A 20,712-nucleotide genomic window follows, 5' to 3' on the forward strand; every position below is an offset into this window, starting at 1 on the left:
ACCGTACCGGTTCGATCCCGGTTCTCGGCACCATTAGTAGACAATGAGACTCCTTCAACGGTCTGTTTCCGAACAGCGAGTGAAGGAGTTTTTGACTTATTCTATTTATAGTCAAAGAGAGGAAGATTATCGTGAGTGTACTGGTACATAATGATTGGGCGGATCTACTCCATGATGAGGTAAGAAAGCCTTATTTTAAGCAGCTGTGGGGATGGTTGAAGCAGGAGTATGAGCAAAATGTCGTGTATCCTCCATTTGAACACATTTTTTCTGCCTTGCAATATACGTCTTATGAGGATACGAAGGTCGTCATTGTCGGACAAGACCCGTATCATGGGCCCGGGCAAGCCCATGGGCTGAGCTTCTCTGTTCAACCCGGTGTGAAGATTCCGCCTTCGCTGCAAAATATGTTGAAAGAGAGCGCTGCTGACGTTGGAACGACAATGCCAGACCATGGCTATTTAGCCCCATGGGCCAAACAAGGCGTCATGATGCTGAACACGGCGCTGACTGTCTATCAAGGTCAAGCAGCTTCCCACCGTGGCAAAGGTTGGGAAATGTTCACTGATCGCGTCATTCAGCTCTTGAATGAACGTGAACGTCCCGTGGTCTTCGTGCTGTGGGGTTCACACGCACAGGCGAAGCTCAGTATGATTGATGCGAATCGGCACGGGATCGTCAAAGGGCCGCATCCAAGCCCGCTCTCCGCGCACCGCGGATTTTTCGGCAGCAAGCCGTTCTCGAAAGTAAACACGTATTTGCAGCAGTTCGGCGAACCTGAAATTGAGTGGCAGCTTCCTGCGATGGAAGCGATACGTCAGCAATCATTTTAATATTTATCGCGATTACGGCTTGAGTAAGACCCTGTTTCCATCGATTTGAGACGAACTGGAGATAGGGTCTTTATATTGAATCTTAGATATCAATTTCCAAATTAGGGATTGACTCAGACTAGAAAAATTGATATATTATTAATTGCTTACGACCTGTTCTGATAGCTCAGTCGGGAGAGCACCATCTTGACAGGGTGGGGGTCGGCGGTTCGAGCCCGTCTCAGAACACCATACTACATCTATTAGAACCCTTGAATTAACCAAATTCAGGGTTTTTTTGCATATTTTCATACAGGTATCTAAGAGGGAGAGGAGATGACAGGGCTGATTGTACTTTTGTTTGTTGGCTATCCTGCACTCACCGCTGGGTTGTCTCTGATCGGCAGGCTGTTCGGACAGCGGACATAACCCCGATGCGAGTCCCTTCGTCTAAAATTCACTAATTGTTCATACATATGTACATATGTATCATCTGGCAGCTGCCTTATACGGGTTGTTCGGATGAGATGAACATTGTGACGAGCGGAGGGAGAATGATGGGCGGCATATTATTCGCATGGTTGATCGGACTGTTCGGCATTACGATTCTCGTCATCTGGGCGCTTATTCATATGGTCAGCAAAGACAGCATCCGGTATGATGAGCAGTTTGTGTGGAAACGAGAGCTGAGTTCTGAAGCAAAGCAGGAAGAAGAGTAATGTTTAATTTTTCTTGAAAACGGTGACAATGGCATTGTAGTCATCCTATGAGTGGTTGAAGCGGAGGTCGGTCAGATGAACAAACCGTGGCATCCCATCATTTATATGGTTGCAGTGGCCATTGTCGTTGTCGTGGTTTCAGGCTGTGTTGCGCTTGCAAACGGTGCGCCCCGATATGAGTCCCCGGACTTGCCTAAACCCGTTCTTCCTAGTATACAGAGCGACGTATATCAAGCTCCGGTGCCGTCGGAAGTGTATGCACCTTAAATCCGACTATAATTGGTAAGGCCTTGTTCTGAATTTCTGACGTTAGGTCGTCTGCAGTAACAAGGCTTTTTTCAATTCCTGTTATGATGCACTACCTGTGTGCTCATCTTCTTCATGGGCATTAAGAAAGTTCTGTTCATCTTCCCATTTGCGTGAATAGGCTTGTCTGGTGACGTAGAGCAATAAGAAGACCATTCCGATTACCATAATTACGACGGCGACAATGGTAGCTACAACCGGATCCACGGTTCATCCCTCCCTAACTATTTAATACTGAAGCGTTATTTATAACTGCATATGAATAACTATACATGAAAACGATTTTTCTGTATAATATAGATTCATTTTAATCACACTTTTTATGTTTGTTGAGCGAATAATGATTAAGGATTAAGGATGGTGCGTTACATGGCAGCAGAAGTGATTGAAGTTAAGACAGACGAGCAATTGCAGCAATGTCTGGAGATCCGCAAAGAAGTATTCGTTGATGAGCAACAGGTTCCAATGGAAGATGAAATTGATGATTTAGATACACTTGACGCGAAGGCGAATCATATATTGCTACAGGTTGACGGTGAGATTGCTGCGACCGGCCGGATTAAATGGCTGGATGAATCGACCGCTAAAATGCAGCGGATTGCTGTTCGGAAGCCGTATCGCGGTCATGGTATCGGGCGTTCGCTCATGCTTGCTCTAGAGCAGTTGGCTCGTTCCATGGGTGCGACAGCCAGTATTTTAGATGGACAGTGCCAAGCGGAAGGGTTCTACCAAATGCTCGGCTATCGTACGATATCGGAAGAGCCGTTCTATGACGCAGGAATTTTACATGTCCGCATGGAGAAGAAGCTGTAAGCGCGAGTTCAAAAAGTCCCTTTTTGAACTCGCACTAACGAGTGAATAGTCTCTGATAGATGCTTTAAAATGAGCACCTTCCGGGAAGAGTAACATAGAGTTCTGTTTGATTGGCATCCTTGATGCCCAAACGTAAAGCAGAACCTGTAATTTACCCTTTAGGAGGTCATATCATGGAATCGCGTGAAACTTTTGTTGCCGTGCAGAAAAATGGGGACGGGGACCTGACTGCATTTAAGACCGACACGGGCAGAGTTATGGCTTACGATGAGGCGATGCATGCTGTTCAGTCAGGTCATATTGCCGGAGTGAACGTCTTTAAAGGTAAAGACGGCGGGATGTATATTCGCGGTGATGCGGATGGCGACCCAACGAATAACTTAGATAACTTGCCTATGTTCTAAATTCAAAAAACACCGGTGAGGATGCTGTCGTTATACGACAGACCTCACCGGTGTTTTGTTATCATTAAGGAATGATTAAGTACTGTGAAGCGATAAAGCGAAACCGAACCTTCCTTATGGTGATAAAACCAACCTCTAAACGTGGTCGCTCAGCTTCGAATGGCCCCAATAGAGGTTTTCTCATAATCGTTAGAGTTACTCCCGAATGGTGATAATCTCATGCTGCTCCACAAAAGGCATCGGTCCCGTATGGCCCTCATACTGTGAGCGCTCATCGCCATAATGCATTAAATAAATTTTTCTTTGTATCCATTCCGGCAGCGTCAACAGCTCCGCGAGTGTCGTATGAACTTCCCCTTTGCCGGTCAACTGGCAGTCATGGAAGATAAGGGTGACTCCTTGCTGCTCAATTAATGTATGCAGCAGGTCAGGTTGAAATCGCATATCAGCGCTGTAGAAGAAGGAATGGTTAACTAACAGCGAGAAGCTTCGCTTGCCGGCAATGTGCGGAGTTTCGATGAGCTGTATCTCCATGCCCGCAGCTAAAGAATAGGTGTGGTTCGGCTCAAGCGCATGTACCTCAAATACATCCTCCAGACACGAGATGCCTTCCTGAGTTAACCCGCCTTGAAGCGTGTTGTTCCACAATGGCTGAACTAACGGAGAAGCAATATACAATTTAGGTTTTCGTCCGTGAATAAACTTCATTTGAAATGCAAACTCTTCCAAGCCTCCCACATGATCGGCATGAATGTGAGTAATGAGCACACCGTCGATATCAACGAAGGATTTTCCAAGCTTATGCAGCGCCATGGGTGCAGTAATACCGCAATCGATGAGCAGGGTGCTCTGTTCCGTGTAAAGGAGCGCGTTATTGTTAAAGTAATGCTTTGCAAATGCGCTGCCGGTTCCAATCATTTGTATCTTAAGCTTCATCTCCATCCTCCTAATCCATGGCATCGGTTAAATTATGACCTAACTGTATCACGCTGCTGGGCACATACACAAGCAAAGCTCTTCCAGTCTTCATACGATATGACGTGAAACGTTAAGCCAGCTGTGGCGTTTCGTGCGAAACGGTCAAAAGTAGGTGGAAGGATTGGCGAAAGGAAACGCAAAGAAAAAGAAGGATCCGGCAGGCGGTCGTGCCCAGTATATGATGCGAATCGTCACATCTGACCGTTGTGCTGTCTGTCCGACCCCTTGCGCGAGAGGTATGAATTATTTGAAGCGGGTGTCCGAGCCGGGAGCCGTGGGCAATGGAATTCCATGTGTGTTAACGCGAACGAAGGTTAGCACATAGAATGGTTTCCATCATGATGACACCGGGAAATGAACGAGGATATCAATCATTTCCCGGTTCAGCGTAGCTTTCGCCACCTCTCTGTCGTTTCACATGCCGCCGTTTGGCGAATGCATTCGAGAGGGAGAGGTGTGTAACGATGGCGGTTGATGTTGTGTGGAAAGGCAATGAATATACGAATTCGAGTGACCGGAAAGGACAAGCTCCCCTTATCATCGTCAATCATATATCAGCAGGAAGCATGTCTAGCATGGATTCATGGTTCACAAGCCCGGACAATAAAGTATCGTCGGCTCATTTTGGCGTATCAAAGCAAGGAACCATTCATCAATATGTAAAGTTGGAACGTATGGCCTGGGCGCAAGGCATTACTGCAGATCGCATCGCGACAGCGCCCGCAGCCATCGTGCGAAGCAAAGGAATCAATCCAAATCTGTATGCCGTATCGATCGAGCATGAAGGGCTGGATGGGGAATTAACAGAGCAGCAATTTGTTGCGAGCGTTGCCCTGCATCGCTATATTCAAACCTATGTTGCCGATCATTGGGGTTACACGATTCCATTCGATCGCGAGCATGTGCTCGGTCATTTTCAAATCGATCCAGTCCGCAAAGCGAGCTGCCCAGGAGCTAAATTTCCATGGAAGCAGTTGTATTCCACTTTGTCACTGCCAGACAAGAGGCATGGAGGGGCGGACAGTGTGGAGGAGCAATTGAAGCAGTTGCAAACCTTGGTTACAGACTTGAAAGGCAGACTGGCTTGGCTCGAATCACAGCATCAATTGCAAGAGGTTCCCATCTGGGCCAAAGCGAGTGTGGACAAGGCTGTAGCCCAAGGCTTAGTGAACACGCCGACACCGTCATCGCTAGATTTTTATCGGATGTTAATCGTACTGGACCGTAAAGGATTATTATAGTGCAAGCGCAACTCTCCTGCTAAAAAAGAGTATAACTTAACAACTAAGCAGTTGGAGGTTACGCGATGAATTGCAGGAGAATTGCTGCATTTGTTCTTCTCGGGAGCATCTTGGGCGGAGCTTATGCGTCAGCACAATCAGACCCGTCATCTACTTCACTACAAGCCGCAGCACCGGCTGAGAAGATTCAGGTCATATTGAATGGAAGCACCGTTCAAGAAGGGGGGGTTATGTTAGAGGGACGAGCGTATTTATCCGTACGCCAGATTTCCGATGCGCTGCTGGCATTTGTTACTTGGGATGAAGCCAACAAGAAGGTCGTCATCGAGAAACCGAATGTCGACTTGCTGTTGTTCAAAGATAACACGCCTTTCGGCAAGGTGGAGACAGGTAAGACTTCCTTTACCGCACTGGCTCAAGTGGACAGCCTCAAAACGTCCGTTGACAAGATTAAACTGACCATCACCGATCCGAAAGGGAATACGACGCAAATCCAAGAAGATGAAGTCAAGACAGACGAGGATAATTTCTGGTTTCGCACTTCGGAATTCAAATATGATTTCAAAGCAAAAGGGGACTACACGATCTCGTGCTATTTGAGACAGAAGAATGGTGAATTTACGTTATTGTCTCAAAAGACGGTATCGGCGATTTAATCTAAATCCCTTCGTTTCTCTATACATATGCAGCGGTCCCTTTCGTTGACCTTGTCCTCATAAAGTGGTACGATACGGTAGTATGACCACTACCTGAATACAAAGGAGATTCACGCATGAGCGAACATAACCATGACTGCGGATGTGGACACGACCACGATCATGACCACGAACATCAAGAAATGGTCGTTACTTTGGTAGATGACGAAGGCAACGAAATCGATATGGCTCTCGTTGAAACGTTCAATGTAGGTGAGCAACTGTACGCGTTGTTGCTTGAACGCAACAATCCGGAAGCAGACGGCATCATTGTGCGCGTAGACGAAGAAGATGAAGATATGGTGCTTAATCCGATTGAAGATGATGAAGAGTGGGAGCGCGTGCAGCAAGCATACGAAGAGCTTGTCGCTGCGCAACCGGAATAAGACTCGCCCCGTCTCCTGAGGGATTATAACAGTCAGAACCTTACAGCTCCGAGGTATCCCTCGGAGCTTATTTATATTTCGCCTGCCTAATGCCTATTCACGGCTGTTTCAGTATGTATACGTTTGCAAATAAAGGCTATTTTCTAGGATTATAATACATAATGCGGCCGTTGAACAGCTTGAGTTCAGCTTTCCATGTCTTTGCTAAATATTTGCACAGCTCATTGCCCTTTCCTTTGTCTCCATGTGTGGCATCGTCAGGCAACACGACCTGGACAAAGTGACGCGGTGTATCTTCCTTCGTTGTCCCTACGCCAAATACAATATGTCGATACAAAGGAGACGTTCCCTTCAAATAGAACCACAGCTGTTCCTGTCCGGGCTTGGCTTCAATCGTGTAGGGAAATGCGGCATCGGCATAATCCCAACTTAACTGTTCGCCGGTCAGACTCGTTTGATGACGATAATGAAGCAACTGCTCCTTCAGCTCATCTAAAGTAGCGGACGGCACGGCCGAACCGTCGACGAACGTAATCGTTGCGCTTTGACTCAATTCTTACACCTCCCATGAATCATCGGATCTCATTTATCATATCATCGCCTATAGTTCGTGGCAATATTTACATGATTTTGCGTATGCGACGGATTGTAGGAAGAGGATATTTCATGATATAGTAATGAAATCAGCCCATTAAATGGTTGGTGTGCTTGGAAAAGGATAATTCAAGGAGGGGATGCGATGTTTGACCAATTGTACGAAGAAACGGAACAAGCAAACGTGAGTTTTGTCGGATGGGCTACAGAAGAAGGCCGGTATGACTTTGCACTCATTTATTCGAATCACTTTATCGGTAAAACACTTGTCGTTTGCATGCAGACAGGACGTTCAACTTTATTGTGCGCCGATGATTTGCGACCCGAGCTTCTGAAAGATAAGTTTCAATTGGGGCATCTTGAAGCGGCAGTCGAAGCGTCCCAACTGCTTCGTGCCCGCATACCTTCCCTGAAAGCGCAGGACCAGTATTAGAGGTCTTCGATAAGTTCTCTTTTGAACACGAAGATCCCGAGAGGTAATTCAGCACGCGCTGTTAGAAATCATGACTCGTTAGTGAAATAGAAAGGCTGCTCCTTCATCCGGGGCAGCCTTTCGTTCTATTCATATATCGCTTTTTCCTCTTTGATGACCTTTACGAATTCAATATATCGGTCTTCAGGCCCTTTCACAGGCAGACCAATGTCGACGTGATCGCGGATGTAATCGATATTCTCCTGTGAAATGACTTCACCTGGCAGAAGAATCGGAATTCCCGGAGGATAGACGTAGATGAATTCCGCAATGATTCTGCCCGCCGATTGCTTGAATGGCACGATTTCGGTATCCGCGTAGAACGCATCGCGGGGAATGAGGGAAAGCTGCGGAATTTCCGGGATTTTCACGACGAGCTCTTTCACTTCATTTCGTTCAAAATGAAGTGCCGACAATTCACGCAAGGCCTGCAGCAATATTGCAATGGTATCATCTGTATCTCCTGGTGTAACCAAGCAAAGGATGTTATACATATCGCTCAGCTCAACTTCGAGATTGTAATGGTCGCGCAGCCAATTCTCCGTCTCATAGCCTGTAATGCCCAAATGACGCACATGTATGGTCAGCTTGGTCGGATCGTAGCTGTACGTCGCTTCTCCACCGAGGATCTCTTCACCAAAGCAGTATAATCCCGGCATCTCGTTAATTTGTGTGCGGGCGTGTTCGGCGAGTGTAATTGCGCGTTCAGCCATGTCATGCCCATGCAGTGCCATGTTGCGACGAGACGTGTCGAGCGATGCGAGCAAAATATACGACGTGGATGTCGTTGTCAGCATGCTGAAAATCGTCTGCACCCGCTGCGGGTTAATCAGCCCATTTTTCACATTGACATTAAGCACCGAGCTTTGGGTCATGGAACCGCCCAGCTTATGCACGCTCGTCGCAGCCATATCCGCTCCGGCTTCCATTGCGGACATCGGCAGTTTTTCATGGAAATGAATAAGCACGCCGTGAGCTTCGTCAACTAGGACTGGAATCTCATGTAAATGGGCGAGCTCAACGATTTCTTTCAGGTTAGCGCAAAGACCGAAATAGGTCGGATTAATGACAAGCACCGCTTTTGTATCGGGATGCTTCTCCAGCGCACGGCGTACCGAACGGGTCGTAATGCCGTGATCGATGCCGAGATTGGCATCACGGGCAGGAGAGACGAACACCGGCTTCGCTCCAGCAAAAATAATGGCCGACATAATCGACTTATGGATATTGCGCGGGACAATAATTTTGTCTCCCGGGGAGCATACCGACATAATCATCGTCATAATCGCTCCGCTTGTGCCCTGAACGCTGAAATAAGTATAATCCGCATCGAAGGCATCGGCCGCTAAGGCTTGAGCTTCGGCGATGACGCTCGATGGCTGATGTAAATCATCCAGTGGCGCAATGTTAATCAAGTCTATGGAAAGCGCTTGATCACCAATAAAATTTCGGAATTCCTCATCGGTGCCAACGCCTTTTTTATGGCCTGGAATGTGAAATTGCACCGGATTTTTAGAGGCATGTTCCGTCAGTGCGGTAAATAGAGGCGTCCGATGATGGTTCATCGCCGTATCACAACCTTTCATGCTGGGAATAGAGCTTAGATGCGCATGTTGCGTCTCAAGCAAACAAGGTTAAGTGTAACAAAAACGCCTCGGAATGCAAGCAGTTTTTCTAACGATTTTTATACATACTTCTTGGACCATTCGTTCGAATTTTATTCATTTCCGATTCATTATCATCTGTGATAGGATGTACATAAATGGAGGGAAGTGTGATGAAAAAGCAAATGACCGTCGTCATGCTCATGCTGATGATGGTATTTATCGGGTTCGGCATTGTCATTCCGGTGCTTCCGCTAATGATTACGGATGCCGGGGCCAATGAATTTCACTTGGGGTTAATGCTGTCGCTTTATTCGCTAATCTCATTCATCGTGTCGCCAATTTGGGGGGCGTGGTCTGAAAAAGTGGGTCGACGTCCGATTATTCTCATCGGTACACTCGGCTTCAGTATAAGCTATTTGTTATTCGGTTTGGCGGATGGCCAGCTGTGGCTTATGTATGTGTCGCGCATACTCGGCGGATTGTTTTCTGGTGCTGTTACGGCGGTTATTGTAGCCTATGTGGCGGATATTACGACGAACGAGCAGCGAACGAAAGGAATGGCACTCGTCGGAATGTCGATCGGTCTAGGCTTTACGTTCGGTCCGGCCTTTGGCGGGATATTAAGCGCCTATGGGCATAATACGCCATTCTTCGCAGCTTCTGCATTGACTTTGATCACATGCGTACTCGGATTTGGAAGATTGAAGGAGTCGTTGCCGCAAGAGAAGCGGACAGGCCGTAATGAGGCATCACCGTCACGCTGGACCGCATTTACGGGACGCATGAAATATTTATATGTGCTCTCGTTCTTCGTCACGTTCACGCTGGCTGGACTGGAATCGACGCTGTTGTACTTTGAGGCGCAGCGGATTCCTGACATTACAGCAACGCAGATCGGGTTCATGTTCTTCTTCTGCGGCCTGGCCGGAGCTCTCGTTCAAGGCGGGATCGTCAGGCGGTACATAAAGAAAGGCAGAGAGAAGAAGACGATCGCTGTCGGGCTGATTGTGTCGTCGCTAGGATTCTTCCTGCTGCTCTTGTCATCCAATATCGTAGATGCAACGATATACCTATGCGTCTTCGGAATCGGCAACGCGCTTATCCGTCCATGCGTCATTTCCTTGATTACGCAGAAGACGACGGTGAGTCAAGGCATTGCGTCGGGACTGAACTCCTCGATGGATAGCTTCGGACGGATCGCTGGTCCGATATTGGCGATAGCGGTATTCAACTGGATTCCTAGCATGCCGTATATAATCGGTGGGTTGCTGTGCCTCGTCGCTATCGGATTGCTCGTTCGCTTCTCGACACTGGATCGATCGCAATCGACGGCTAATACTTCCGCATGAACGAGGTACGCCTCTCATGAACAAACGGTGATTCTGCTGCTATAAGAGCGGTGAATCACCGTTTTGTTTGATTAGTTTGTCTCAATCGCTCGTTTCCTGCATGGATGAAGCAATTCCAGCTTCGTGGTGAATGAGAGCTTTGTAATAGAGGTATTACACTTACGCTTCGGCGGCGAGCTTGTACAATGGCATAAGTGTTTCCATCGTTTCCCTTGCTAGACTCATGAACGCTGTGCCGTTGGCCAGTATCGGATCGTTCGCAGCAATATGACGCCCCACTAACCACTCCGCAGCTTTAACGTCCCGGAAGCGGCACAATTTGGCCTCCAGCTCTTCCGTATCCAAATCTCCGAATCGGACCGCATTCTTTTTCATATGATCCAAAGAAATAGCATAATCCTGTGGCACGGTTGTTGCGATGCGATCAATCTGTTTGAGCATGGATTGCGCAATATTTTGCTTGTTGGCAACCTCATATATAAAAGCGAGCCAAATAAAGACATGATCGTCGAACAGTCCGACCTGAAAGTGGGGCAGCGATTTGTAGCCGCGTTTGTTCGGTCCAATGGCCAACCAGGAGTCCTGCGGCGGATTCACGGTGCGGCGCGCATGCTTCGCAATATGTAGGTACATTTCTTGGCCGCTTAACACGGCGGCATCGCCGACAAGCTGCTCGCCAATGGCTCGGAATTTAGGTTGAATTCGGTCGCGTATCGCTTCCATGCGGGCATCCAAGCCATCAATAGTAAACGTTGCGAAATCAGAGGAAGTAAATCCGGTAAAAGTCATGCACATTCTTCCTTTCTCTATTTGCCGGTATCGTATATTACATTAGAATCATGACATTTGTGGAACACATTTTATTATACCACATTATAATGAGAACGTTTATCAGTTTATAATTATTATATTTTACATACAAAAAGCCTCTTTGTTAGAAATCGAGTCAATAATCCAAGTTACCGAATCATAAGATGGAGTATACGATAAGGTAAGGAGGGATTGCCGTGAATCGCAGCGACGAGGTAGAATACTGCAACTTGGAGCTACGTTTTGACCGCCGGCAAATCCAGAACCTCATCCGAGATCTTATACAAGAGGGCTATTCCTTGTACTGGAGCGAGAATGAATCGTTGTTTATTGTTTCGATCCGAACCGGACGGAAGCTGGTCAAACTGCGCTTTCAACGCATCCATCACCGCTATAAAATTGTAGGCGATTACACGATACGAGACGAGAAGCTATCCGAGTTCATGGAGAAGATGATCGGCGATTCACGCGGGCATGCGGTGGTCAAACGTTTTAAAGACAGACATATTTTTGTGGAAAATATTATGTTTGGCGAACGCATCCGTTTAGTGGAAATATGCGGTCCGGAACAGCGGGTACTGTATCAAAAACGGCCGGCCGTAACGACAGAACAGATGATGGAAACATTTATGTCTATGCGGGCCGAGGAGCGCATGGAGGTACTGCGAATGGAAGTGGATTATACATTGGCTGAACTGCATGAAGCGATTGTCGGCGAAGATTCGGTCAAGACGAAGTGCTGCAAAGAGAGGCTGAATGTCATGCGGACCGAAATGCTTCAGCTTGAATGGTAAAGCGATGACCCTTTGTTTTTCACCCTCCCATCCGCCGCATGCTGGATGAAATGCTGTTTGCGAGATGGTTGCAGGGTTTTTTGCTGTGCGGTACAATAAGCGTAATGCAAACTATATAAAAATTTCAGGATAAAGGATGGAAGAACCATATGACGAAGAATCAAATTGGTGTCATTGGACTTGCGGTCATGGGCAAGAACTTGGCTCTCAATATTGAAAGCCGCGGGTTCACAGTCTCGGTATATAACCGTTCTCGCGAGAAGACGGACGCGCTTATTGAAGAAGCGCAAGGCAAGCAACTGACGGCTACATATTCCATTGAACAATTTGTGCAATCTTTAGAAGCACCGCGCAAAATGTTAATTATGGTTCAAGCCGGACAAGCTACAGATGCTACAATTGAACAATTGCTTCCGCATCTGGATGAAGGCGATATTATTATCGACGGCGGGAACGCGCATTTTCCCGATACTCGACGTCGCAGCAAATATTTAGAAGATAAAGGCATTCGTTTCATTGGGGCCGGCGTGTCTGGCGGCGAAGAGGGCGCTTTGAAAGGTCCTGCCATTATGCCTGGTGGACAAGAGAGCGCATATCGCTTGGTAGAGCCAATTCTGACAAGCATTTCCGCTAAAGTAAACGGCGATCCTTGCTGCACGTACATTGGTCCAGATGGTGCCGGCCATTACGTGAAGATGGTTCACAACGGAATTGAGTACGGCGACATGCAGCTCATTTGTGAGGCGTATCACCTGCTTACGACTGTGCTTGGCGTCAATGCCGAAGAACTGCACTCGATCTTCAGTGAATGGAACAAAGGGGAGCTGGACAGCTATCTGATTGAAATTACGGCAGACATCTTCTCCAAGTATGATAAGGAGACAGGCAAGCCGATGGTAGACGTCATTCTTGACGCAGCTGGTCAAAAAGGCACAGGAAAATGGACGAGCCAAAGCGCGCTCGACTTGGGTGTTCCGTTGTCAATGATTACGGAATCCGTATTTTCCCGCTTCCTGTCCGCGCTGAAAGACGAACGCGTAGCGGCAAGCAAAGTGCTGCAAGGTCCAGCAGCGAAGCCGTTTGACGGTGATAAAGCTGCATTTATCGAGAGCATCCGCAAAGCGCTCTACGCGAGCAAGATCGTATCGTACGCGCAAGGCTTTGCTCAAATGCGTGCGGCGTCGGAAGAATCCGGCTGGAACCTGCGCTATGGCGAAATCGCGATGATTTTCCGCGGCGGCTGCATTATCCGTTCTCGTTTCTTGCAAAATATTAAGGATGCGTACGACCGTGATTCCGAATTGAAGAATCTATTGTTGGACCCATACTTTAAAAATATTGTGGAATCGTATCAAGACGCATGGCGTCAAGTTATCAGTACAGCTGTTGCATACGGCGTACCTGTTCCTGGTTTTTCGAGCGCACTGTCGTACTTCGACAGCTATCGTACCGAGCGTCTGCCGGCGAATCTGCTGCAAGCGCAGCGGGACTACTTCGGCGCGCATACGTTCAAACGTGTAGATAAAGAAGGCTCGTTCCACTTTAACTGGATGTCGGAGTAATGAACAGCAATAACGCCGAACCCTAGAGGGGCTCGGCGTTATTTTTTTCTAGTGCATCTTTATCCCACAGACCATGCACGGCTTCGGCCAAATATTGCCGAATGCGGTCAGACTCTTGACCATAGCTGCTGTTCCGAATTAACAGCAGCGATACTTCGGCGAAGTAACGAAAGTTGCGGATGACTCGCTCAGGCTCAAGCTTGGACCAAGCTTCGTCCTGATCGGTAAGCTTCTGCTTCACTACGTTAAGCACCCACACAATATCCTCCCTGCATAAGGGATGGTTCGGGTCCATAATACGCGCCATTCGCGCTGCTGCTGCTCGCTGAGCTGCTGGAACGGGATGCGAATCCGGGGAGGGGGAGGTTGACATGCCAATTCACTCCTAAACAACCAAATCTCTGCTATAGTTCATCTTTACGTTGAAAACGTTATTTTTATACATGTCAGCATTGTCGAATGAAAGAAACGTATGGTATCATATGGGAAGTTTACCGTCTGCGGACAAAGAAAGACGAGGGAGGGCCTGAATGACAACCCGACATATATTATTAATCGGCTTCATGGGAACAGGAAAATCAACAGTCGGAGAACAGCTGGCCCGGAATCTGAATTATGCATTCGTCGATTTGGATGCCGAAATTGTAAAGCAGGTGGGACGAACGATACCCGACATATTCGCGCAAGATGGGGAAGTGTTCTTTCGAGAACAAGAAAGCCGCATTCTCGCACGTTTGTTGCGTGATCGGACACGGCTTCTTGTCATCGCTACTGGTGGCGGCGTCGTGTTGGACGAAGCGAACCGCAAGCTAATGCGGGAACATGGCGCAGTCATCCAGCTTACAGCGGCAGAAGAGACCATAGTGCAACGTGTCTCACAGGACCGCAACCGTCCGCTGCTGCAAGGAGATGCTGCCAGCCGTGTACGCAAGCTGATGCTAGAGCGTCAGGGGTTGTATGATTTCGCCCATTTAATCGTTCCGACCGATCACTTGACGGTGGAGCAAATTAACGAGCGTATCGAAGCCCATCTCGTCAATGAAAAGGCATACTAGTACAGGATGCGGTTGGCTGCTTGGGCATTAATCGTTCAGTTGGGACCAAGCAAGCATACCGCCTTCCATATTGACAACGCCTTGCACGCCGATTTGCTGCAAGTACTCACACACGCGTTCACTGCGGTAGCCGCTGCGGCAAATAAAGATAATTTCGCCGTTCTGTTCGATTTCGTGCAGCCGGTCAGGAATCTGATTCATTGGAATATGTTTGGCGCCGGGAATCATGCCGTGGGCAACTTCCTCATCCTCCCGCACATCAATCATATTTAACGCTTCGCCGCGTTGCAGGCGATCTTTCAATGTAAATACATCAAGTTGAACAATGGAATTCATATAATTTTTGTACATCCTTTCTATAAAATGAGAGATAGAACAACCTCTTGGATTGAAATTCAAGTTGTAATCAATAGCAGATTGTACTTATTATACTTGTAATAGTAAAGGAGTGAAAGCGTATGGACGTTATCGTTAAGCCCACACTAAAGCTGCAAGGTGAAATCCAAGCATTATCTTCTAAAAACTACACGACACGTTACTTGCTTGCAGCCGCATTGGCGGACGGAAAGAGCACCATTTACTATCCAGCCCATAGCGAGGACAGCGATGCAATGCGCCGCTGCCTGCGTGATCTGGGAGCCGTGCTTGAAGAGGATGAAGAGAAGATCGTCATTACAGGCTTCGGCAAAACGCCTGCGCTTGCGAATCTGAACCATGAGCTGAACGTCGGCAATGCTGGCGCTGTGCTGCGCTTTCTGATGGGCATTGCGGCCCTGCTTCCAGAAGTGAACTTCGTCAACACGTATCCAGATTCGTTAGGGAAGCGGCCGCATGACGATCTCATTACAGCGTTGGAACAAATGGATGTGCGTGTGGAACATCGGGAAGGAAAGCTTCCGATTACGATTCGGGGCGGGGAGCCGAAAGGCGGGCACATCAAGGTGTCTGGCAATGTCAGCTCACAATATTTAAGCGCCCTCCTGTTCCTGACACCGCTGTTGGCACAAGACAGCATCATTGAAGTAACGGATGATTTGAAGTCCAAGGTCGTCATCGGTCAGACGCTGGAAGTGCTTGCTCAAGCCGGCATTCATATCGAGGCACGCGAAGATATGATGTATTATCGCGTTCCAGGCAATCAACACTATGAAGCGAAGACATATGTCGTCCAAGGTGATTATCCAGGTTCAGCAGCCGTGCTGGCTGCGGCGTCGGTCATTCCGTCCGATATCACCGTGCGCGGGCTGACGGAAGACAGCAAGCAAGGGGAACGGGCGATCGTCGATGTGCTGCGCATGATGGGCGTACCGCTTGAGCATACGGATTCCATCGTCCGCATCAAGGGCGAAGGCCGCTTGCAGCCGGTTGAATTCGATGGCGATGCGGCAACCGACGCGGTGCTCGCCATGGTAGCCGCTGCCGTATTTGCAGATGGAACTTCACGTTTCTACAACGTAGAAAATTTGCGGTACAAGGAATGCGATCGCATTACTGATTATTTGACAGAGCTGCGCAAAGCCGGCGCTCAAGTCGAAGAACGGCAGGCGGAAATTATCGTTCACGGCCGTCCGGAAGGTGTAGAAGGCGGAGTGGAAATTAACGCTCATTACGATCATCGTGTTATTATGGCATTAACGGTGGTTGGCTTGCGCGCACAGCAATCTATCCGCATTAAGGATGCTCATCATGTAGCGAAGTCGTACCCTCAATATTTCGATCATCTTCAGGCGCTGGGCGCTCAAGTGGAATGGGTGGAAGCATAAAAAGCAACGTCACGGAAGGAGCGAGGAATTATGAGTTATGAGCAACCGTCACAAGAAGACATCAAGCAATTGCTGCAAAAGAGCACTAACATTGCGGTGGTCGGCTTGTCCGATGATCCGACGCGAGTCTCTTATATGGTAGCCGAAGCGATGCAGAAGAAAGGATATCGCATCATCCCGGTCAATCCGAAGGCGGAACGCATCCTGGGAGAGACATGCTATTCTACGCTTCAGGATGTGCCGGAACCAATCGACATTGTGAATGTGTTTCGCCGCAGCGAATATTGTGCTGACATTGCACGCGACGCCGTTGAAGTCAAGGCGAAGGCCATCTGGCTGCAGCAGGGCATCGTGAACGAAGAAGCTGCGCGCATTGCATCGGAGGACGGGTTGGACGTAGTTATGGACCTGTGCATTAAAGTATTGGATTCCATTTTACTGCCGCACGGCAAAGCAACTTCGTGATGCGCTAAAAGAGATAATGCCGGGAGTTCTCGCTATAATGAGGACAGAGAGCCCCGGCTTTTCGTGTGTTTTCCTTTGACAAAGGAACGATATGCCCTTACCATTCATGGTAGAAGGAGAGGATGTCCTTGAATCAGTTAGGGCTGTTGCAGCAACTCTCGCGGGCTTTGATGCAGCCGCTAATCGCATTACCCGCAGCAGCGTTAGCTGTTGCCATCGGTCACATGCTGCAGGGTACAGGGATGCACGATGCCGCTACACTGTTTGAGTTGACCGGAAAAACGATTTTTTACGTGCTTCCTTACCTTTTTGCGGCAGGGGTAGCGCTTGGGTTATCGAACAATGCGGGCGTTGCCGCCATGTCCTCGATGCTGGGGATGTTTATTTTTAAGCAGCTCCTGACCCATTGGCATGCTGCATTTGAGCCTACCATTTTGAACGGGATACTGTTCGGCGTGCTGGCAGGGATGATCCATGAGCGATTTAAAAATGTCCAGTTTCCAGAATATTTGCAATTTTTCGGCGGTCCCCGATTTGCTGTCTTGCTTACGACGTTAAGCTCCATTTTCCTCTCATGGGTGATGATTGTACTTGCGCCGTTCATGCATCAAGGGGTATCTTTTCTTGGGCAAGAAATATTGGCAATGGGCGGGTTTGGCATATTCATATATGGCGTCCTGCACCGGGTGCTGGTCGCTTTTGGACTTCACCATTTATTGAATAACGTGTATTGGTTTCAAGTCGGCTCGTTCACCGATGCTGAAGGGATGACCTTTACCGGTGATTTGCCACGTTTTTTTGCGGGAGATCCGACAGCGGGCGTGTACATGGCAGGCTTGTATCCGATTATGATGTTTGCATTGCCTGCGGTCGCCTTGGCTATTGTGCATGAATCGCGCGAGGATTTGCGGCCGAAGGTGCGCAAGACCTACTTCACGGCTGCGTTCGTATCGCTGCTGACGGGAATAACGGAACCGATTGAATTTGCTTTTTTATTTGCGGCACCGTATTTATTTATCGTGCATGCGTTATTGTCCGGGGCTGCGATGTGGTTGACCGCCGAATTGGGAATTCGACACGGCTTCTCTTTTTCGGCAGGCGCCATTGATTATGTCGTGAATTTTCACCAATCGACCAAAGCGCTTTGGATTATCCCGATAGGGGTTGCGTTTGGGTTGATTTATTATGTCATATTTCGTTTTTCGATACAGAAATTTCAAATCCCGACCCCGGGGCGTGTGGAAGTGTCGCTGCTCGATGATATGGCGAGCGACTTGCTTCATCGCGTTCCTCTTATCATTCAAGCATTGGGCGGTAAAGATAATATTGTCGATACACAGGCATGCATTACTAGGCTGCGTCTTCGAGTACAGAATGACAAGCTCGTGGATCGGCATGCGCTCCGCATGATGGGTGCAGCCGGCGTCATCCGACTTGGAGGCGGGCATTTGCAGGTCGTCTTCGGAACGTATTCCGAGCTCATCAAAGAGGAGATGGTGAAGCGTCTGCAACGTGACCCGAAGCAAGTGTGGTTTGTTGCTCCGGTGCAAGGCCGCATGATCCCTATCGAAGAAGTGCCGGATACCATCTTCGCGAAGAAGCTGGTCGGGAAAGGGGTAGCCTTTTATCCTGATAGAGGAGAACTCGTATCTCCGGTGAGAGGCTTCATCCGTCACGTGTATCCGACAATGCATGCTTTAGGTATTGAGACGCCCGAAGGGTTAGAAGTGCTGCTTCATATCGGAATTGAGACGTCATCATTGAATGGCGCCGGTTTTCAAGCGGTAGTACAGGAAGGTGATGAAGTGAAACCGGGACAGCTGCTCATTAAGTTTGATTTTAATGAAGTGAAAAAGCGTTGCAAGTCGCTTGCGACACCGATGGTCATTACGAATTCGGATAAAGTCGCCTCATGGAGCATGGCGCCCTATGCTCCAGTGAAGAAAGGCCAGACGTCTGTCATGTCTGTCGTCTTGCACGAACATGCGCTTGGAGGTGTACACCGATGACGCAAAAAGTGCAGGGAATCGGCGCATCGAACGGAATTGCAATCGGTAAGGCGTTTGTGCTGCCGTCATGGGAGTGGGATGTGCCGGAGGAGAAGATGGACCCGACCGATTTGGCGCGTGAATTCGAACGGCTATACGAAGGTATCCGCTCCTCAAGGGACGAAATCGAGTTCATCAAGAGTGAGATTCGCGAAATGGTTGGCAGTGAAGAATCGACTATCTTTGATGCACATCTGGCCATTTTGGAAGATCCCATCTTCATGAACGAAATTCAAGGCATCATTCAACGTCAATATAAAGCGGCCGAAGTGGCGGTGAAAGAAGCAATTGATCATTTTGTCACGATGTTCGATCTGCTTGATGATGAATATATGAAAGAGCGGGCGCTCGACATTAAAGACGTCGGCAATCGCCTTTTGAAGCATCTGCTCGGCGCCCCTGAGATTACGCTGCCGACGGATACGCAGCCTTATATCCTTGTGGCGAAGGAGTTGTCTCCGTCGCAGCTTGTGCATTTGAATCCAAAAAATGTGCTTGGCATCGTCATGCTGATGGGCGGGAAAACATCCCACTCTGCTATTATGGCACGTGCGTTGGGTATTCCGCTCGTACTTGGGTTGGAAGGTAAAATCGTAAAGCCGATTCAAACGGGAGATTTCATTATCGTCGACGGTGAACACGGTATCGTACATATCGAGCCGGCGGAAGATATCCTGTCCTGGTATGAGGCGCGCCGTGACTTCTATGCGCAAGAAGCCGACGAGTTGAAGAAGATCGTGTCGCTACCGGCCGTAACGAACGACGGTTACGAGATACATCTCGCCGCGAATATCAGCTCGACGAGGGAACTTGAAATCGCAGAGCAGAACGGAGCGGAAGGGGTAGGATTATTCCGTACCGAATTCATGTACATGGATCGCTCCTATCCGCCATCTGAGGCAGAACAGCTCACCGTTTATCGAGATGTCGCTGAGCATTTCAAGGATAGATCGGTCATTATCCGCACTCTTGATATAGGCGGGGACAAACCGATGGAATACTTGGATCTGCCTGAAGAAGACAATCCATTCTTAGGCTACCGCGCTATTCGCATCTGTCTGGATCGGAGGGACTTGTTTAAGACGCAGCTGCGCGCCATATTACGCGCCAGCGCATTCGGTGAAGTGAGCGTCATGTTCCCGATGATTTCGTCCGTTGAAGAGGTGCGGGCGGCGAAGGGCATCTTAGACGAAGCCAAGCAGGAGCTGCGTTCCGAAGCATTGCCATTCGATGAGGAGCTGCCGATTGGAATCATGGTCGAAGTTCCTGCAGCGGCTATGATTGCCGACCGGTTGGCAGAGGAAGTAGACTTCTTCAGCATTGGCACGAACGATTTAGTGCAATATACGCTTGCGGTCGACCGGATGAATGAACAGATTGCTCATATGTACGATCCGTTCCATCCTGCGGTGCTGCGTCTCGTCCGCCATACGATTGAAGCCGCGAAAAAGTGTAATATCATAGTCGGCGTATGTGGAGAGATGGCAGGCGACCCGCGTGCGGTGCCGTTGTGGATTGCGCTCGGTGTTAATAAGCTGAGCATGTCTTCGCGCTCCATCCCGCGTGTCAAAGCGGCGATTCGACGGGCATCGCAAGAGAATAGCAGAAGCGTGACCGATAAAATATATAAGGCTGGTTCCAAAGCGGAATTAGATGCACTTCTGGAGCCGCAATCATAACTAAAAAGGCATGACCCGCTATAAGGGTCATGCCTTGAGTTTGTTGAAAAACAAAAAATCAAGTGAACAGGAAACAATCATGGTGGGGGTATCCGCTTCCGTCGCTGTTGAATCCAAGTCATTGAGATGAGACTATGCGGGGATGACTCGGATTCAAAGG

Annotated in this window: 25 protein-coding genes and 1 tRNA gene; 19 read left to right on the forward strand and 7 right to left on the reverse strand. The window is 48.6% G+C overall.

All coding sequences use genetic code 11. The features are described from left to right. Window positions 1–131 precede the first annotated feature (131 nt). From A372_RS0102050 to A372_RS0102070, 4 genes are all read left to right on the forward strand, one after another. Entirely contained in the window at window positions 132–833 is a 702-nt protein-coding gene (locus A372_RS0102050; RefSeq protein ID WP_019419179.1) for a uracil-DNA glycosylase, read from the forward strand. 155 nt (window positions 834–988) lie between these two features. Beyond that, window positions 989–1,064 (forward strand) — tRNA-Val (locus tag A372_RS0102055). A 275-nt stretch (window positions 1,065–1,339) separates the two neighbouring features. Beyond that, window positions 1,340–1,531 carry a hypothetical protein gene (locus tag A372_RS37075; RefSeq protein ID WP_157259386.1) on the forward strand — a complete coding sequence of 64 codons (192 nt, stop codon included), beginning with the start codon at window positions 1,340–1,342 and terminating at the stop codon, window positions 1,529–1,531. 75 nt (window positions 1,532–1,606) lie between these two features. Continuing rightward, on the forward strand, window positions 1,607–1,798 hold the full coding sequence (locus A372_RS0102070; protein ID WP_019419182.1) for a hypothetical protein: 192 nt from the start codon (window positions 1,607–1,609) through the stop codon (window positions 1,796–1,798). Between the two features lie 81 nt (window positions 1,799–1,879). Here the strand turns inward: A372_RS0102070 and A372_RS37850 are convergent, their stop codons facing one another. Beyond that, complete coding sequence (locus A372_RS37850) at window positions 1,880–2,044, reverse strand: hypothetical protein (RefSeq protein WP_019419183.1); 165 nt, start codon at window positions 2,042–2,044, stop codon at window positions 1,880–1,882. Window positions 2,045–2,206: 162 nt separating this feature from the next. Here A372_RS37850 and A372_RS0102080 point away from each other — a divergent pair, with 162 nt between their 5' ends. Together A372_RS0102080 and A372_RS0102085 are read left to right on the forward strand one after the other, a co-directional pair. Next, window positions 2,207–2,650: a GNAT family N-acetyltransferase gene (locus A372_RS0102080; RefSeq protein WP_019419184.1), complete on the forward strand. Its 444-nt coding sequence runs from the start codon at window positions 2,207–2,209 to the stop codon at window positions 2,648–2,650. 173 nt (window positions 2,651–2,823) lie between these two features. Continuing rightward, window positions 2,824–3,054, forward strand: a complete 231-nt coding sequence (locus A372_RS0102085; RefSeq protein WP_019419185.1) for a DUF3892 domain-containing protein — start codon at window positions 2,824–2,826, stop codon at window positions 3,052–3,054. 195 nt (window positions 3,055–3,249) lie between these two features. On the opposite strand, the gene A372_RS0102090 is transcribed toward A372_RS0102085, so the two are convergent. Next, window positions 3,250–3,990 carry an MBL fold metallo-hydrolase gene (locus tag A372_RS0102090; RefSeq protein WP_019419186.1) on the reverse strand — a complete coding sequence of 247 codons (741 nt, stop codon included), beginning with the start codon at window positions 3,988–3,990 and terminating at the stop codon, window positions 3,250–3,252. A 163-nt stretch (window positions 3,991–4,153) separates the two neighbouring features. On the opposite strand from A372_RS0102090, the gene A372_RS0102095 reads away from it, so the two are divergent. The 4 genes from A372_RS0102095 to A372_RS0102110 all read left to right on the forward strand — a co-directional run bounded on the left by A372_RS0102095 (window position 4,154) and on the right by A372_RS0102110 (window position 6,354). Beyond that, window positions 4,154–4,357, forward strand: a complete 204-nt coding sequence (locus tag A372_RS0102095) for a hypothetical protein (protein WP_019419187.1) — start codon at window positions 4,154–4,156, stop codon at window positions 4,355–4,357. Between the two features lie 139 nt (window positions 4,358–4,496). After that, complete coding sequence (locus A372_RS32995) at window positions 4,497–5,273, forward strand: N-acetylmuramoyl-L-alanine amidase (RefSeq protein ID WP_019419188.1); 777 nt, start codon at window positions 4,497–4,499, stop codon at window positions 5,271–5,273. 65 nt (window positions 5,274–5,338) lie between these two features. After that, window positions 5,339–5,929, forward strand: a complete 591-nt coding sequence (locus tag A372_RS0102105) for a stalk domain-containing protein (protein WP_019419189.1) — start codon at window positions 5,339–5,341, stop codon at window positions 5,927–5,929. A gap of 116 nt (window positions 5,930–6,045) precedes the next feature. Beyond that, complete coding sequence (locus A372_RS0102110; RefSeq protein ID WP_019419190.1) at window positions 6,046–6,354, forward strand: DUF1292 domain-containing protein; 309 nt, start codon at window positions 6,046–6,048, stop codon at window positions 6,352–6,354. 136 nt (window positions 6,355–6,490) lie between these two features. Here A372_RS0102110 and A372_RS0102115 read toward each other — a convergent pair whose 3' ends face one another. After that, complete coding sequence (locus A372_RS0102115) at window positions 6,491–6,907, reverse strand: DUF1885 family protein (protein ID WP_019419191.1); 417 nt, start codon at window positions 6,905–6,907, stop codon at window positions 6,491–6,493. A 186-nt stretch (window positions 6,908–7,093) separates the two neighbouring features. Here A372_RS0102115 and A372_RS0102120 point away from each other — a divergent pair, with 186 nt between their 5' ends. Beyond that, window positions 7,094–7,381, forward strand: a complete 288-nt coding sequence (locus A372_RS0102120) for a DUF3055 domain-containing protein (RefSeq protein WP_019419192.1) — start codon at window positions 7,094–7,096, stop codon at window positions 7,379–7,381. A gap of 125 nt (window positions 7,382–7,506) precedes the next feature. Here the strand turns inward: A372_RS0102120 and A372_RS0102125 are convergent, their stop codons facing one another. Further along, on the reverse strand, window positions 7,507–8,985 hold the full coding sequence (locus A372_RS0102125) for an aminotransferase class I/II-fold pyridoxal phosphate-dependent enzyme (protein WP_019419193.1): 1,479 nt from the start codon (window positions 8,983–8,985) through the stop codon (window positions 7,507–7,509). Between the two features lie 212 nt (window positions 8,986–9,197). Here A372_RS0102125 and A372_RS0102130 point away from each other — a divergent pair, with 212 nt between their 5' ends. Next, window positions 9,198–10,376 carry a tetracycline resistance MFS efflux pump gene (locus A372_RS0102130; protein ID WP_019419194.1) on the forward strand — a complete coding sequence of 393 codons (1,179 nt, stop codon included), beginning with the start codon at window positions 9,198–9,200 and terminating at the stop codon, window positions 10,374–10,376. A 159-nt stretch (window positions 10,377–10,535) separates the two neighbouring features. Here A372_RS0102130 and A372_RS0102135 read toward each other — a convergent pair whose 3' ends face one another. Next, on the reverse strand, window positions 10,536–11,165 hold the full coding sequence (locus tag A372_RS0102135) for a YktB family protein (RefSeq protein ID WP_019419195.1): 630 nt from the start codon (window positions 11,163–11,165) through the stop codon (window positions 10,536–10,538). A 218-nt stretch (window positions 11,166–11,383) separates the two neighbouring features. Between A372_RS0102135 and A372_RS0102140 the strand changes: the two genes are divergently transcribed. Further along, the gene (locus A372_RS0102140; RefSeq protein ID WP_019419196.1) at window positions 11,384–11,980 is read left to right on the forward strand and encodes a hypothetical protein; all 597 of its coding nucleotides are present in this window, start codon (window positions 11,384–11,386) and stop codon (window positions 11,978–11,980) included. Between the two features lie 149 nt (window positions 11,981–12,129). Beyond that, the gene (gene gndA, locus A372_RS0102145) at window positions 12,130–13,542 is read left to right on the forward strand and encodes an NADP-dependent phosphogluconate dehydrogenase (protein ID WP_019419197.1); all 1,413 of its coding nucleotides are present in this window, start codon (window positions 12,130–12,132) and stop codon (window positions 13,540–13,542) included. 22 nt (window positions 13,543–13,564) lie between these two features. Here the strand turns inward: gndA and A372_RS0102150 are convergent, their stop codons facing one another. Then, window positions 13,565–13,915, reverse strand: a complete 351-nt coding sequence (locus A372_RS0102150; protein WP_019419198.1) for a hypothetical protein — start codon at window positions 13,913–13,915, stop codon at window positions 13,565–13,567. Between the two features lie 157 nt (window positions 13,916–14,072). On the opposite strand from A372_RS0102150, the gene A372_RS0102155 reads away from it, so the two are divergent. Beyond that, on the forward strand, window positions 14,073–14,597 hold the full coding sequence (locus tag A372_RS0102155; protein ID WP_019419199.1) for a shikimate kinase: 525 nt from the start codon (window positions 14,073–14,075) through the stop codon (window positions 14,595–14,597). A gap of 27 nt (window positions 14,598–14,624) precedes the next feature. On the opposite strand, the gene A372_RS0102160 is transcribed toward A372_RS0102155, so the two are convergent. Then, a complete protein-coding gene (locus A372_RS0102160) occupies window positions 14,625–14,933 on the reverse strand; it encodes a rhodanese-like domain-containing protein (RefSeq protein ID WP_026010845.1) in 309 nt (102 codons plus the stop codon). A gap of 122 nt (window positions 14,934–15,055) precedes the next feature. Between A372_RS0102160 and aroA the strand changes: the two genes are divergently transcribed. The 4 genes from aroA to ptsP all read left to right on the forward strand — a co-directional run bounded on the left by aroA (window position 15,056) and on the right by ptsP (window position 20,552). Continuing rightward, window positions 15,056–16,360: a 3-phosphoshikimate 1-carboxyvinyltransferase gene (gene aroA / locus A372_RS0102165; RefSeq protein ID WP_019419201.1), complete on the forward strand. Its 1,305-nt coding sequence runs from the start codon at window positions 15,056–15,058 to the stop codon at window positions 16,358–16,360. A gap of 30 nt (window positions 16,361–16,390) precedes the next feature. Further along, the gene (locus tag A372_RS0102170; RefSeq protein WP_019419202.1) at window positions 16,391–16,825 is read left to right on the forward strand and encodes a CoA-binding protein; all 435 of its coding nucleotides are present in this window, start codon (window positions 16,391–16,393) and stop codon (window positions 16,823–16,825) included. Window positions 16,826–16,947: 122 nt separating this feature from the next. Beyond that, entirely contained in the window at window positions 16,948–18,834 is a 1,887-nt protein-coding gene (locus tag A372_RS0102175; protein ID WP_026010846.1) for a glucose PTS transporter subunit IIA, read from the forward strand. Continuing rightward, window positions 18,831–20,552, forward strand: a complete 1,722-nt coding sequence (ptsP, locus tag A372_RS0102180; protein WP_019419204.1) for a phosphoenolpyruvate--protein phosphotransferase — start codon at window positions 18,831–18,833, stop codon at window positions 20,550–20,552. The genes A372_RS0102175 and ptsP overlap by 4 nt, the downstream gene beginning before the upstream one ends. Window positions 20,553–20,712: the final 160 nt, after the last annotated feature.

Origin of the sequence: Paenibacillus sp. OSY-SE (assembly GCF_000283315.1) — a bacterium.
Taxonomy (GTDB): Bacteria; Bacillota; Bacilli; order Paenibacillales; family Paenibacillaceae; genus Paenibacillus_B; species Paenibacillus_B profundus.